This is a genomic window from Bradyrhizobium sp. SZCCHNR1051 (assembly GCF_032489615.1).
Lineage (GTDB): Bacteria > Pseudomonadota > Alphaproteobacteria > Rhizobiales > Xanthobacteraceae > Bradyrhizobium.
Genome location: NZ_JAUEYJ010000021.1, coordinates 66774 through 79935, shown reverse-complemented (window position 1 = coordinate 79935; position 13162 = coordinate 66774). Strand labels below are relative to the sequence as shown.

Here is a 13162-nt window from a genome sequence, read left to right as displayed (position 1 = left end):
ATCGCAATTTCGTGGCGGGAGCCGGTCGCGGCTTTTGCGGTTTGTGTCGAAAACCCCCGCCTCCGCGAAATGGGATGATGCGTGCCATGGCTTTGGCGGCTCGGCGGACCGTTACTGAAGCGTTGTGGCCGGCGCGATTCCGGCACCAAACGAATTGTGCGATGCGACAAGACCGCCGCCGTTCATCCCCGATCGTCGCCCGCAAATACGAAGCGCGGCATGTTCCATTTGTAGCGGATCGCGAGCAGCCGGAACGACAGTCCGAGCGCGAAGGTCAGCGCCGTCCACCATCCGCTGGCGATGCCGAGCGACAAGCCGGTCGCATAGACCAGGCCCGTGACGAGGGACACGCTGGCGTAGAGTTCGGCGCGAAACAGCAATGGCACGTCATTGCACAGGATGTCGCGCAGCACGCCGCCGGCGCAGCCCGTGATCATCCCAGCGACGATGACGATGCCGATCGGCACGTTCATCTGCCAGGCGATGTCGCAGCCCGTCATCGTGAACACGACGAGGCCGACCGCATCGAGAACGAGGAAGGCCATGGTCAGCCTGTGAACCAGGCGCGCCATCGCGATCGTCACGAACGGCGCCAGCACGGTCAGCAGCAGCAAGGACGGCCGCTCGACCCAGGCAAGCGGATAGTGGCCGAGCAGCACGTCGCGCAAGGTGCCGCCGCCGAGCGCGGTGATCGCCCCCAACAAGCAGACGCCCATCCAGTCCATGCTGCGGCGTCCCGCCGCCAGCGCGGCCGTCATCGCCTGCGCCGCCAGCGCCACCCAGGTCAACAGATGCAACACGCTGTCACCGGGCGGCAGGTTCCACATGAGGTGAGCTCCAGAAGTTCCAATAGAACGAGAATCGCAATGCTCGCGAGGAACCTTAGCGCGCCGTGCAACGATACAAATTGGGATTCGCGCAGGTTTCGCGGAACGGCCCGGAGCCGCCCTGGTTGTCAGGTGACAATCACCAGGAGGATGAGATGGCCAACGAACGGCTTCCCAACGAACGTTATCCCGACGGCATGAACCGTCCCGACATGTCCACACGTCCCGACATCACTGGGGCTGGAATGACGGGAACAGATTATGAGCGCACGCCGCCAGTGGACAACCGGCTGCAGCCCGATCTCGAGCCGACGAACGCCCCCAGCTCGACGGGCCGCATCGCGGCCTATGCCCTGGGCATCGCGATCCTGCTCGGCGCGGTGTTCTACGGCCTGAACAACATGTCGATGCGCAACGACCAGGCGAGCACCACACCGGCTTCGCAATCGGCATCGACCACCAAAGATAACACCTCGACCGGCGTGACGACCGGCGCCGCGGGAGATCGCACCACACCGCCGCCGGCGGCCCCGAGCGACAAGCCCAACGCCGTCAAGTAGTCTCGCGGACGGCAATTAGCGGTCTCACTCCTGGGCGGCGGGTGAGCAATCATCCGCCGCCGCTTTTTTGGCGAGTCCTCCAACAAATTACGCGAAATGTGCGAGGGCCGCCGTGGAACCATAGCAGCGCGAACCGATTGGCTCATTGACACTCTCACCCAGGAGATACGTAATGAAAGCTCTCTCCATAGCTATCGCAGCCGCGGCAAGCACGCTGGCCGTGACCGCCGCTTCGGCGGCACCGATCTCTCCCGCAGCCTCGGCGGTCCCGCAACGCGACATCCAGAACATCCGGATGGTCTGTAACGAGGACGGCCGCTGTTGGCGCGAGCGCAGTGAGCGCCGCGTCATCATTCAAGGCGAAGATCGCGATTCCTACGCGTACGCTCCGCGCGAGCGCTACATCGAGCGGCGCGGCTATGAAGACCGCGGCGGCATCGGCTTCCGCGCTCCGGGCGTGAGCGTCGGCATCGGGACGGATCGCTACTAAGCGATTTCCGCGAACTCAGACTGAAAAGCCGCGGCAGAGTCCGCGGCTTTTCTACAGGCGGATGAGATCGGGATCTGCGGGAGGCCGGGCGCGCAGCCTGATCTCAACCGAAGATCCTGTTCAGCTCGCCGCCGGGATAGCCGTTGGCCAGTTCGGTGAAGGTGCCCTGCTCAGCCATCTCCTTGGCCGCCCGGATGAAGCCGGCCCAGGCCATCCGGGCCAGCGAACCGCCGACGCTGATGCGGCGCACGCCGAGCTCGGTGGCTTGCCCCAACGACAGGCCGGAAGCGCCGATCAGAAGGTTGACCGGCTTGGGCGCCACGGCTTTCACGACCGCAGTGATCTCCTCGATCGTCTTGATCCCGGGCGCGTAGAGACAATCCGCGCCCGCTTCGGCATAGGCTGTGAGGCGGTCGGTCACGAGCTTGAGGTCGGGCTTGCCCCAGAGAAACGCCTCGCAGCGGCCGGTCAACAGCACGTCGGCGCCAGTCGCATCGATGGCCTGCCGGGCCGCGCGGATACGCGCTATGGCGAGCGCGCGCTCATAGAGCGGATCATCCTTGTCGCCCGTGGAATCCTCGATCGACAGACCGGCGACGCCGGTCGCGACCGCGCGCGTGACGTTGGCCGCCACACCCTCCGGCGCATCGGCGAAGCCGCCCTCGAAATCGGCATTCACGGGAATGTCGATGGCGGCGCTGAGCGATTTCAAATGGGCGAGCACCTCATCCAGTTCGACCTTGGTGTCCGCCTTGCCAATCGACCACGCGAAGCCGGCGCTGGTGGAGGCGATCGCGTTGAAGCCGAGATGCTGCAGCATCTTCGCCGTGCCGACGTCGAACGGGTTCGGCAGCACGAAGCAGCCGGCCTCGTGCAACTTGCGAAAGGCTGCGCGCTTGTCCGCCGTGTTGGTCACCGTCATGTCATCCTCCCATGCATCGTCGCGTTGTGTGGCAGCATAGAGCCGCGATCATTGCGCCGCCACGACATTGCGCAAGAATGTTCGCTCTTCGCCCAGAATGAGCTTGTGCTCCTCGGCCAGCGCGAAGTTCGCCCGGCCCTCGGCATCGCCGCGCAAGGTCGCGCGATAGCGCTCGTAAGCCGCGAGACTGTCGAATGAAATCAGGCCGTAGGCGATGTCGTTGGTGCCTTCGTGAGGCATGAAATAGCCGATCAGGTCGCCGCCACAGCGAGGAATGATCGACAGCCAGCGCTTGGCGTAGGCTTCGAACACGTCGCGCTTGAACGGATCGATGCGATAGCGGATGAAGACGGTGATGGTCATGACAACCTCCGGTGAGTTCTGTATCATCGACACTATCCGCTTGCCCGACGAGAATGCTTCGGCTAGCATCGAAGTATGAAATCAGGTCCGGACATTGCGATGGTGGCGGCGCTGGTCGGCGATCCCGCCCGCGCCAACATGCTGACTGCGCTGCTGTCGGGCCGCGCGCTGACCGCGACCGAGCTCGCCCAGGAGGCCGGCGTGACGCCGCAGACGGCGAGCTCGCATCTTGCCAAGCTCGAAGGCGGCGGCCTGATCGAGCCGGAGAAGCAGGGCCGTCACCGCTACTACCGGCTCGCCGATCCCGACGTCGCCGACGTGCTGGAGAAGCTCGCCGGCCTCGCCGCGCGCGCCGGCCACATGCGGGTGCGCACTGGACCAAAGGAGCCGGAGCTGCGGCGCGCGCGCATCTGCTATGACCACCTCGCCGGCGATCTCGGCGTGCAGATGCTCGACAGCATGACGCGGCAGAAGCTGGTGCGCCGGCGCAAGCAGGAGATCGTCCTGACCGAGGACGGCGAACATTTCCTGGCGCAGCATCTGCGGATCTCGCCGGAAATGCTGGCGCATCCCCGCCGGCCCGTCTGCAAGGCCTGTCTCGATTGGAGCGCGCGGCGGCATCATCTCGCGGGCACGCTTGGCGCAGCGTTGATGAAGCGCTTCACCGAGCTGAAATGGGCGGCGCGCGATGCCACCCCAGGCAGCCGCGTGGTGAATTTCAGCCGCGCCGGCGAAAAGCATTTCGCGGCGCTGTTCGGTCCGGCCGAAGACTGACGATCACGCGCTCTTTATCGCAGCGCCTTCCTGCCTTGCGGCCCAAACCAACGCGGGGCACGGAACGACCATCTCATCCCCGTCTTTCCTGGAATCTCCATGTCCCGTTTCGCCGGGCGCGACAATCGCCGCGAAAGCGAGCACCGCATCGCAGAGGACGACGCCGCGCGAGCCCTACGGCATCAATCTCGAAGGCTTCCCCTACCCCGTACCCGGTCAGCCTGCTGCCTCTGTTCAATGACGGCGAGCAGAATGCGCCGGAGGCCCCACTCGCGACGGAAGCAGCGCTTGTCATGAGGCAGCTGTGCCGACATCACCAGTGGTGACGACGGTGCCAACGGCGGCGCCAGTGCCGATGATGGTGATGCCAGCCCCAATGACGGCGCCGCCAACCCCAATGCCGCCGGCGCCAGCCCCAATGATGGCCGTGACCATGGTGTCCGTGATGATGACCGTGATGCCCCCAGCGAACCTGCTCCGGCGCGAGCCGATCGGCCTCATCCTGCGAACCGACCGCGCGCTCGACGTGCTGATCCCTTGCTGAAGGCGCCGCTTCGTTCAGCGGCAACGGCGAGAGCGGCGCAGCGACCGCATCGGTGGTGCGGAGCACGGCGCCGGCCGCCGCCGCGCAGCCGAGCCCGAATGCCAGCTTGAGGAAATTCCGTCGTTCCATCGCACGCCTCCATGATCCACGAGCCAGAGCATGAAGTGAGTATTCGGCCGATCACCTGAACGTGAGCTGAACTGGCGCATGCCCGCGGCACCACCATGGCTCTGCCACCTTCGCCGATCTTGGTACGCGCCGCCGGCCGATCACTCCTCGACCGCCTGCGCCAGCACGAAGCTCTCACGCGTCCGCGTCACATACGACGAAGATGGCTGACGGCATCGAGTTTCCTCCGGTCCGTGTTGGTGTCGTCACGGAGCACGATCAAAAACGCGACCTTGCCGTCGTCTCGATCATCGCCGCGCGATGACGGGAGACTATCAAAATCAACGAGGCCCGGAGTGCCTAGGAGTCCGGGCCTCGTCACCTCGCGACCTCGCGCGAGCGAAGCCGGTCGGTATTTGATGAAACTAGCGCCTGTTCACACGGATCGCATTGAGCTGGCTCAAAACGTCAGTAGCAGCGCGTGATCGTGACGGAGTGATCGCCGCCGCGGCGGCCCGGTACCGTCACGGTCTGCATCGGACAGCTCGACACATAGGGGCGATCGGACGGCACGACATTCGGCGGATAGCGGTGAACCCAGTCCCACGGGACGTCATACGTATAAGTGTAGCGCACGTCGGCCGATGTGTGCTCGGGGATCTGCTGCGGCACGGGCTCGCCAGGGCCGCCATAGGCGAAAGCGCCGGCGGCCGGCAGATAGGAACGATAGCCGCGGTGGTGACGGACGAAGGGCCGCGCGCCAAGCGCCGGCGGGACGACCTGGCTCGGCCCCGCCTGACCGGCGGCGACGGGCGCAGCCACCGCGGCGCCGGACTGGGCCGACGCGGCCTCGGAGGAGAACATCAGCGCGGCGGCTGCCGCGCAGACGACCAGAACTCTGGAATTCCGATATGCCGATGTTCCGACAGCCATGATACGCGACCCTACTCTTCTGACCCACCAGCGATCGATAAATGCTAGGCCAGCGGCCCAGTTCCCGCAAACCCATCGTTAAAGGTTAGTTAAGCCGTAAGCTTAACGCCAGTGGGCGGAAACGGCGCAGATTGCCGCGCCGCTCCGGCGGCAGCGCGCTGCGGTCGCCGGACTTCGTCAAATACGAAGGCGACGCGCCGGGGCGCCGCCCTCCCACTTCTTCACTCCCCCTCAGAGCGGCAGATTGTCGTGCTTCTTCGCCGGCATTTCCATCTTCTTGTCGCGGAGCATGGCGAGTGCACGCGCGATGCGGCGGCGGGTGGAGTGCGGCATGATGACGTCGTCGATGTAGCCGCGCTCGGCGGCGATGAACGGCGACAGGAAGCGGTCCTCGTATTCCTTGGTGCGCGCGGCGATCTTCTCCGGATCCGCCATGTCGGCGCGGAAGATGATCTCGACCGCGCCCTTGGCGCCCATGACCGCGATCTGCGCCGTCGGCCAGGCGTAGTTCATGTCGGCGCCGATCTCCTTGGAGGCCATGACGTCGAAGGCGCCGCCATAGGCCTTGCGGGTGATGATCGTGACCAGCGGCACCGTGCACTGCGAATACGCGAACAACAGCTTGGCGCCGTGCTTGATCAGGCCGCCATATTCCTGCGCGGTGCCCGGCAGGAAGCCCGGCACGTCGACGAAGGTGACGATCGGGATGTTGAAGGCGTCGCAGAAGCGGACGAAGCGCGCCGCCTTGCGCGAGGCATCGCTGTCGAGCACGCCCGCCAGCACCATCGGCTGGTTGGCGACGAAGCCGACGGTGCGGCCGGCGATGCGGCCGAAACCGGTGACGATGTTCTTGGCGAAGCCTTCCGCGATCTCGAAGAAGTCGCCCTCGTCGACGACCTTCAGGATCAGCTCCTTCATGTCGTAGGGCTTGTTCGGATTGTCGGGGATCAGCGTGTCGAGCGACATGTCGACGCGCTCGATGTCGTCGAAGCTCGGCCATTCCGGCACGCCGTCGGTGTTGTTCGACGGCAGGAAGTCGATCAGCCGGCGCATCTGCAACAGGGTCTCGACGTCGTTATCGAACGCGCCGTCGGCGATCGAGGAGCGCGTCGCGTGCACCGAGGCGCCGCCGAGCTCTTCCGCGGTCACGACCTCGTTGGTGACGGTCTTCACGACATCGGGGCCGGTCACGAACATGTAGCTCGTGTTCTTCACCATGAAGATGAAGTCGGTCATGGCCGGCGAATAGACGTCGCCGCCGGCGCACGGGCCCATGATGACGGAGATCTGCGGGATCACGCCGGAGGCCAGCACGTTGCGGCGGAACACATAGGAATAGCCCGCGAGCGCCGCGACGCCCTCCTGGATGCGGGCGCCGCCGGCGTCATAGAGGCCGATGATGGGCGCACGCGCCTTCATCGCCATGTCCTGCAGCTTGGTGATCTTCAGCGCGTGGGTCTCGGACAGCGAGCCGCCGAACACGGTGAAGTCCTTGGCGAACACGAAGGTCTTGCGGCCGTTGACAGTGCCCCAGCCGGTGACGACGCCGTCGCCCGGGACCTTGGTCTTCTCCATCCCGAACTCGGTCGAGCGGTGCTCGACGAACATGTCGAACTCCTCGAAGCTGCCCTTGTCGAGCAGCAGCTCGATCCGCTCGCGGGCCGTCAGCTTGCCGCGGGCATGCTGCGCCTCGATGCGTTTCTCGCCGCCGCCGAGCCGCGCGCCGGCGCGCCGCGTCTCCAAGGTGTCCAGGATGTCCTTCATGCGCGTCCCGCCCGTTCCCGATCTCGTGAGTGTTGGCGGCCTTCTAACACGGCTATTTCGGAGGCGAAAAGCGGCTTTCGGACGGGTCGCCCCTCCTCCCACAGTTCGGAATTGGAAGCAGAATCATGGATATGGCCGCTCGACCAAGCCTTGCCGATCCGGCCGATGACGCAGCCCGGGGCGCCGTGCGGGGCGGCGTCCGCCTGCTGTTGCGGCTCGAAGGGCTGGTGCTGGCGGCCGCGGCAATCGCCTTCTACGCCCATCGAGGGGACTCGTGGTGGCTGTTTGCGGCCCTCTTCCTGGGGCCCGACCTCAGCTTTGCCGGCTATCTCGGCGGCCCCCGGATCGGAGCGGCCGTGTACAACGCCGCGCATGCCACGCTGCTGCCGGCCGCCCTGCTCGCGGTCGGACTGGCGCTCGGCGTGCCGCTGGCGACCCAGCTCGCCACCATCTGGCTCGCCCATATCGGCGTCGACCGGCTGGTCGGCTACGGCCTGAAATACACCGACGGCTTCGGCTTCACCCATCTTGGCCGGATCGGGCCTGCCGCGCCGCGAGGCTGAACGCCGGATGCAGGGACCTGCCGCAACGGGTAGGATGCCGGCATGATCCGATTCCGACACATGGCCGGCCTGGACCGGCGCAGCCTGCTGCGCGGCGCACTGCAGACCGGGCTGGTGACGCTCGGCACGCCGCTGGCGCGCACGGCGCTCGCCCAGGCTCCGCCGCTGAAATCCAACCCGTTCACGCTCGGCGTCGCCTCCGGCGATCCCAGCCCCGACGGCTTCGTGATCTGGACCCGGCTCGCGCCCGAGCCGCTGCAGCCGCGTGGCGGCATGATCGCGCTTCCGCGCGAGGTGAGCTGGGAGGTCGCGACCGATCCGGCGATGACGACCATCGTGCAATCCGGCATTGCGATCGCCCGCATCGAGCTGGCGCACTCCGTCCATGTCGAGATCGAGGGCCTCGCTCCGGCCCGCGACTATTTCTATCGCTTCCGCCTGCCGGAGGCGGAGAGCCCGATCGGGCGTGCGAGGACCTTTCCCGCCGCCGGCGCCGACGTCGCGCAGATGCGGTTCGCTTCCGCCGGCTGCCAGGAATGGGACCGCGGCTTCTACACGGCGTGGCGTGCGATCGCGCAGGACCATCTCGACTTCGTCTTCCACTATGGCGACTACATCTACGAGAATGCGTACGCCGCCGAGTCCAAGGGCGTGGCGCTGCCGCGCACCATGCCGAAGCAATTCGCCACCTGCTACACGCTGCCGGAGTACCGGCAGCGCTATGCGCTCTACAAGACCGATCCCGACCTGCAGGCCGCGCACGCCGCCTGCCCGTTCCTGCCGAGCTTCGACGATCACGAGGTGATGGACAATTGGGCCGGCGATCGCGACAAGCGCGACACGCCGCCGGAGGCGTTCCTGTTCCGGCGTGCCGCCGCCTTCCAGGCCTGGTACGAGCACATGCCGGTGCGCCGCGCGCAGTTGCCGCGCGGACCCGACATCCTCGCTTTTCGCCGCCTCGCCTTTGGCAGGCTCGCCGACATCGCCGTGCTCGACACCAGGCAATACCGCTCGAAGCAGCCCTGCGGCGACGGCATCAAGGCCTGCCCCGAGGCCGACGAGCCGAGCCGCACCATGATGGGCGCGCAGCAGGAGCGGTGGTTCGCCGAGGGTCTGCGCGGCAGCCGCGCAACCTGGCAGGTGCTGGCACAGCAGGTGATGTTCGCCCCGCTCGACTGGCGCTCGTTTCCGTGGCTGCCGTCGTCGGACGTGCCGCTGCGCAGCCTCGACAAATGGGACGGCGCCAGCGCCGCGCGCGACCGCGTCATGCAGATGCTGCGCGAGGCCGGCATCACCAACACCGTCGTGCTGACCGGCGACCTGCACAAGGGCGTCGCGCTCGAGCTGAAGCAGGATTGGCGCGATCCGGCCTCGCCCTGCGTCGGCGTCGAATTCCTGGCGACCTCGATCTCGTCGGACGGCGACGGCTTTGCGCGCTACGACAACGAGCCGACATTGTTCGCCAACAATCCGCATCTGAAGTTCTTCAGCAACCAGCGCGGCTATATCAGGCATGTCGTGACGCCGGCCCGCTGGCAGGCCGACTACCGCGTCGTCGACCGCATCAGCGTCGCTGACGGCACCGTGTCGACCGCGAAATCCTTCGTCACCCTGGCCGGCAAGCCGGGGCTGGCCGACGCCTGAGGCGACGCGCGCGCGGCAAGGCCGCCGCCGCGTCGTGTGGCGATCTGCTCGCTGACAGCAGCCGGTCGTCCTGCCGCGTAGGGTCGAGGTCATGACTGGGGCGCACCGTGCTTGGCGTGATCGCACCCGGAGAGATTTCGCTTGAAGTCGCCGCTTCGAGGCATGACGTCGCGATCCCCGCGGCGGAGTGCGCCCGGGCTTTGCTTGAGTTCGTCCCCTTCCGTGGAAGAAGAGGCGCAAGGAAGGCCGGGAGCCTGCCGCCCCCATGGCCCCCGTGCAGAGAAAATGCACGGGGCAGGAACCACAGGTTCGGCTGGGACTTCCCGGCCCTCCCTGCGCGATGGTTTGAACGGGTAGAGTCGAGGAAGGGCGCGGTGGCTTGGGCCATTCGGCAACGCCCCGTTTCCCTTCCCCGCTCATCGAACCGGACGTGCGCGTTTCGCGCATCCGGCTCCCGGGCAAGCTCTCATGCCTTCGCCCACGGCAGGTTACGCGTCGACTTCGGCAGCCGTACCAGCCCCAACGTCTCGTAGAGGTACCGGTCGGGGAAGCGATTGTACCCCTGGCCTTGAACCCGATGCTTTTCGCATAACCACTGGCGCAGCCGATGGATGGCATGGGCATCGACCGCCCTGTAGGCCGGTGAGACCGGCCCGAGACGGAAGTAGTTCGCCCATCCGGTGAGCTTGGCATTGAGCCGCTTCACCACCTTCTCGGTTGATAACAACGTCCTGTGCCGGCCCGTCTCGTTCCTGATCGCATCGCAGATTCGCTTGATGCTCTTCTTCGATGGCTTCGAGTTGAGGTGGGCCTTCCCGGTCTTGTGGGAGTAGCACCGTCCGAACGTGTAGCCCAGGAAGTCGAACCGCTCTTCCGGCAGGTGGCAGATTCGTGTCTTGTCCTCGTTGACCGCCAGTTGCAGTTTCTTGATGACCTCTCGCATCGTCTGCATGGCGATGTCGGCCGTACCCTTGCAGCAGATCACCAAGTCGTCGGCATAGTTGACCATGACGGCCTTCAGCCGCCGCCGCGCGCCCGATTGTCTCCACCACAACACCAGCCGTCGCATGTACAGGTTCGCCAGCAGCGGGGAGATCGGAGAGCCCTGCGGGATGCCGCGGTGCTCGTCCCGATTCCACGTGGTCCGACGCTTGCGCCCGCGATCGTCCGTCTCCTCGACCGGCGCCTCGATCCACATCTTGATCAGATGCAGCATGTGCCGGTCGGAGATCCGGCGCGCCACTGATTTCATCAGCGGTCCGTGCGGTATCTCGTCGAAGTAGCCACGCAGGTCCGCGTCGACGACGGCCGTGTACCCCAGATTGAGCAGGCGGTTCACGGTCTCCACCGCGTCCAGCGCAGTCTTGCCGGCGCGGTACGCATATTGCTCGGGCTCCAGATCGGCTTCGAAGATGGGCTCGAGCACCAGCATCGCCGCCGTCTGAACCACCCGGTCGCGTATCGTCGCGATCCCCAGAGGTCGCATTTTCTTGCTGTTCGGCTTCGGAATGTAGACCCGTCTGACCGCTTGCGGCCGATACGTCTTGTTCCTGAGCTCTTCCGCCAGTTCTCCGAGCCACGGATTCCAGCCATTGTCGACATCCGGGTTCTTGTGATCCGCGGACGACGCACCTTGGCCTCCATACGCCTCGATGGCCTCGAACGTCTGACCGTCCACACCAGCCGCGCCGCCATTGGCTTTGCATCTGGCATAGGCGAAGCTCAGAACATCCGCCCGAGACACCTTGTCGTACAGAAGATAGAACCTGAACCCGGGTTCTGCCTTCGCTTTCGCATGTAACGCAGTCTGCAGCTTCCGGACACTTGGTGGAGTTTCGAGGTGACCCAATCTCCCCTCCCGCGCCACTTCCTACATCGGCTTGAACGAGGGCTCCTTTCCTCCACCGGCATTACCCGGCTTCCCCGGTACTACGAGCCCATCCGACTCCCCGCCGCGCCCGGTCCGACCTTCACAGGTCTCCGGTTGGTCTCTCGCTCGACCGCGCAATGGGGTCTCCCGTGTTGCTTCGGTTCTCGCTGTGGACGTGCCGTCGTCACTACCCCGGTGGAGCCGCTGGGTGCGCGTGTCGCTCTCTTCCCCAGCGATGTCAGCTTTCCCTGTAATAAGGCCAGGTCAGCCTCCACATCGAGCTTTTCGAGGCCTGCTCAACGTTCACTCGTGTTACAGCCCGCCCACTCGCCAAGTCACCTCGTGACCCTCTCCACCGGAGGCTTCAGCCGGGTCGTTACCTCGCCGACTGCTCCGATTGCTACCGGCTGGAACGACGTTTGCCGGAAGGGACTTTCACCCTCTCAAGAACCGCGCCTTTCCACGGCGCACCTTATACGTGATCTCCCCGGGGACCGGCTTGATTGCCCCCGTCGCCAGCGGATCATCCCCACCGACTTGGCCTCAGCACCGGGAGGCCAGGACCACACGATTTCGCCGTCGCATCGCTCCGTTCGTCGGCCCGATCGTGAGACCAGGCTGCAGACCGACACGCCCACCGCATCCCCAGCCCGACGTTCGTGACGATCGCGAAACGTCCCTCTTGGCGGGCCGGGATGCGCGGAAATGTGGAGCTGATTTGCCCGACGGTGCAAGTGATCAGTCCGCGACAAACTGGCACGACGGGCAGTTCGGGCATGGATGATATGCGAGGATTGCCCGTCGGGCAGAGGCCCCCTCTCTGTCCATCGCTTTCTGGACAACTATGACGACGGCCTCTCACGCCATAATCGAATTCGCCAGCAAAGCTGAGCCTGCTGGCCAGCTCGGGCACCTTAAGCTATGGTTGCGTGTGAGGCAGGCGGCTCCTCACATCCTGCCGAAGGGCATCTATGGCTGGCGCCTGGACCGATGAGCAGAACGACGCCATTGTCGCCGATTATTTCGCGATGCTCGCGGATGATGTCGCGGGGAGACCGTACAACAAAGCCGAACGTAACCGTGCCGTGCAGGCATCGACCGGCCGAACACACGGTTCGATCGAGTACAAGAATCGAAATATCAGTGCCGTACTCAAGGGGCTCGGCGAAGAATGGATCGCTGGCTACAGGCCCGCCTTCAATTTTCAGTCCTCACTCGAAGTTGCCGTAGCTCGCTGGCTGGACCGCAACCCGGAATGGCTCGCACGAACGACGCGGGCAGCAGCGATCTCATTAGGATCAGGCTATGGGGAGCCTCCGCCACTGTGGATCGGACCGCCTCCAACACACAGCAACGCGCCTCCCCCTGAAGAGCTCGAACAGATGGTGGTGATTGCCAGAAAATATGATGTGGGGGCACGGGACGCGCGCAATCGCGCGCTCGGCCGCGCCGGTGAAGAACGCGTTCTGGCCCATGAGCGCTCAACTCTGCTGGCCGCAGGCCGGACCGATCTCGCGCGCCAAATTCGATGGGTTTCCGACGTCGATGGCGACGGCGCGGGCTATGACATCAGGAGCTTCGAACCCGACGGTCGAGAACGGCTCATCGAGGTTAAGACGACGACAGGCTAGCTTTCTGTAGCGATCAAATCCCGCAGCGCACCACACGCTGCGTTGTCCACCAGTCTCGCTCTTCGCAGGTCGTGACGCCGTTTGACAGCTCCGTGATCCCTCGTTCTACTTGGTTGCCAAGCCGCAACAAGCGGCGAGCCAGGAGGACGGTCATGGAGCGACATAATAG

Annotated in this window: 13 protein-coding genes and 1 pseudogene; 7 read left to right on the top strand and 7 right to left on the bottom strand. The window is 65.4% G+C overall.

The features are described 5' to 3' along the window. Window positions 1-182: 182 nt before the first annotated feature. The gene (locus QW868_RS24580) at window positions 183-827 is read right to left on the bottom strand and encodes a trimeric intracellular cation channel family protein (protein WP_315737635.1); all 645 of its coding nucleotides are present in this window, start codon (window positions 825-827) and stop codon (window positions 183-185) included. Window positions 828-982: 155 nt separating this feature from the next. On the opposite strand from QW868_RS24580, the gene QW868_RS24575 reads away from it, so the two are divergent. Continuing rightward, window positions 983-1387 (top strand): hypothetical protein, encoded by a 405-nt coding sequence (locus tag QW868_RS24575; protein ID WP_315798650.1) that lies wholly within the window; start codon window positions 983-985, stop codon window positions 1385-1387. 172 nt (window positions 1388-1559) lie between these two features. Next, on the top strand, window positions 1560-1877 hold the full coding sequence (locus tag QW868_RS24570) for a hypothetical protein (RefSeq protein ID WP_316231733.1): 318 nt from the start codon (window positions 1560-1562) through the stop codon (window positions 1875-1877). A 103-nt stretch (window positions 1878-1980) separates the two neighbouring features. Here the strand turns inward: QW868_RS24570 and QW868_RS24565 are convergent, their stop codons facing one another. Both QW868_RS24565 and QW868_RS24560 read right to left on the bottom strand, forming a co-directional pair. Continuing rightward, on the bottom strand, window positions 1981-2799 hold the full coding sequence (locus QW868_RS24565) for an isocitrate lyase/phosphoenolpyruvate mutase family protein (protein WP_316231732.1): 819 nt from the start codon (window positions 2797-2799) through the stop codon (window positions 1981-1983). A 48-nt stretch (window positions 2800-2847) separates the two neighbouring features. Continuing rightward, window positions 2848-3162 (bottom strand): NIPSNAP family protein, encoded by a 315-nt coding sequence (locus QW868_RS24560; RefSeq protein WP_315798653.1) that lies wholly within the window; start codon window positions 3160-3162, stop codon window positions 2848-2850. 75 nt (window positions 3163-3237) lie between these two features. Here QW868_RS24560 and QW868_RS24555 point away from each other — a divergent pair, with 75 nt between their 5' ends. After that, window positions 3238-3936 (top strand): winged helix-turn-helix domain-containing protein, encoded by a 699-nt coding sequence (locus tag QW868_RS24555; RefSeq protein WP_315737631.1) that lies wholly within the window; start codon window positions 3238-3240, stop codon window positions 3934-3936. Window positions 3937-4060: 124 nt separating this feature from the next. After that, window positions 4061-4187: pseudogene (locus tag QW868_RS24550) on the top strand (alpha/beta hydrolase); the annotation flags it as partial. 62 nt (window positions 4188-4249) lie between these two features. Here QW868_RS24550 and QW868_RS24545 read toward each other — a convergent pair. The 3 genes from QW868_RS24545 to QW868_RS24535 form a co-directional block, all read right to left on the bottom strand. Continuing rightward, window positions 4250-4609, bottom strand: coding sequence for a twin-arginine translocation signal domain-containing protein (locus QW868_RS24545; RefSeq protein WP_315780855.1), 360 nt, complete (start codon window positions 4607-4609; stop codon window positions 4250-4252). A 447-nt stretch (window positions 4610-5056) separates the two neighbouring features. Further along, on the bottom strand, window positions 5057-5521 hold the full coding sequence (locus QW868_RS24540) for a hypothetical protein (protein ID WP_315780852.1): 465 nt from the start codon (window positions 5519-5521) through the stop codon (window positions 5057-5059). Between the two features lie 231 nt (window positions 5522-5752). Beyond that, entirely contained in the window at window positions 5753-7285 is a 1533-nt protein-coding gene (locus QW868_RS24535; RefSeq protein WP_315776609.1) for an acyl-CoA carboxylase subunit beta, read from the bottom strand. Window positions 7286-7410: 125 nt separating this feature from the next. On the opposite strand from QW868_RS24535, the gene QW868_RS24530 reads away from it, so the two are divergent. Both QW868_RS24530 and QW868_RS24525 read left to right on the top strand, forming a co-directional pair. Continuing rightward, the gene (locus QW868_RS24530) at window positions 7411-7848 is read left to right on the top strand and encodes a DUF4260 domain-containing protein (protein WP_409998844.1); all 438 of its coding nucleotides are present in this window, start codon (window positions 7411-7413) and stop codon (window positions 7846-7848) included. A gap of 42 nt (window positions 7849-7890) precedes the next feature. Further along, window positions 7891-9492: an alkaline phosphatase D family protein gene (locus QW868_RS24525; RefSeq protein WP_316231731.1), complete on the top strand. Its 1602-nt coding sequence runs from the start codon at window positions 7891-7893 to the stop codon at window positions 9490-9492. Between the two features lie 466 nt (window positions 9493-9958). Here the strand turns inward: QW868_RS24525 and ltrA are convergent, their stop codons facing one another. Beyond that, a complete protein-coding gene (ltrA, locus tag QW868_RS24520; RefSeq protein ID WP_316229723.1) occupies window positions 9959-11236 on the bottom strand; it encodes a group II intron reverse transcriptase/maturase in 1278 nt (425 codons plus the stop codon). A 1097-nt stretch (window positions 11237-12333) separates the two neighbouring features. Here ltrA and QW868_RS24515 point away from each other — a divergent pair. Beyond that, window positions 12334-12993, top strand: coding sequence for a DUF3883 domain-containing protein (locus tag QW868_RS24515; protein ID WP_316231730.1), 660 nt, complete (start codon window positions 12334-12336; stop codon window positions 12991-12993). Window positions 12994-13162 lie beyond the last annotated feature (169 nt).

What these genes read in the sequence shown, in the direction of transcription:
- QW868_RS24580 (WP_315737635.1), bottom strand. Translation starts at nt 827, where the DNA reads ATGTGGAACCTGCCGCCCGGTGACAGCGTGTTGCATCTGTTGACCTGG.
- QW868_RS24575 (WP_315798650.1), top strand. Translation starts at nt 983, where the DNA reads ATGGCCAACGAACGGCTTCCCAACGAACGTTATCCCGACGGCATGAAC.
- QW868_RS24570 (WP_316231733.1), top strand. Translation starts at nt 1,560, where the DNA reads ATGAAAGCTCTCTCCATAGCTATCGCAGCCGCGGCAAGCACGCTGGCC.
- QW868_RS24565 (WP_316231732.1), bottom strand. Translation starts at nt 2,799, where the DNA reads ATGACGGTGACCAACACGGCGGACAAGCGCGCAGCCTTTCGCAAGTTG.
- QW868_RS24560 (WP_315798653.1), bottom strand. Translation starts at nt 3,162, where the DNA reads ATGACCATCACCGTCTTCATCCGCTATCGCATCGATCCGTTCAAGCGC.
- QW868_RS24555 (WP_315737631.1), top strand. Translation starts at nt 3,238, where the DNA reads ATGAAATCAGGTCCGGACATTGCGATGGTGGCGGCGCTGGTCGGCGAT.
- QW868_RS24545 (WP_315780855.1), bottom strand. Translation starts at nt 4,609, where the DNA reads ATGGAACGACGGAATTTCCTCAAGCTGGCATTCGGGCTCGGCTGCGCG.
- QW868_RS24540 (WP_315780852.1), bottom strand. Translation starts at nt 5,521, where the DNA reads ATGGCTGTCGGAACATCGGCATATCGGAATTCCAGAGTTCTGGTCGTC.
- QW868_RS24535 (WP_315776609.1), bottom strand. Translation starts at nt 7,285, where the DNA reads ATGAAGGACATCCTGGACACCTTGGAGACGCGGCGCGCCGGCGCGCGG.
- QW868_RS24530 (WP_409998844.1), top strand. Translation starts at nt 7,411, where the DNA reads ATGGATATGGCCGCTCGACCAAGCCTTGCCGATCCGGCCGATGACGCA.
- QW868_RS24525 (WP_316231731.1), top strand. Translation starts at nt 7,891, where the DNA reads ATGATCCGATTCCGACACATGGCCGGCCTGGACCGGCGCAGCCTGCTG.
- QW868_RS24515 (WP_316231730.1), top strand. Translation starts at nt 12,334, where the DNA reads ATGGCTGGCGCCTGGACCGATGAGCAGAACGACGCCATTGTCGCCGAT.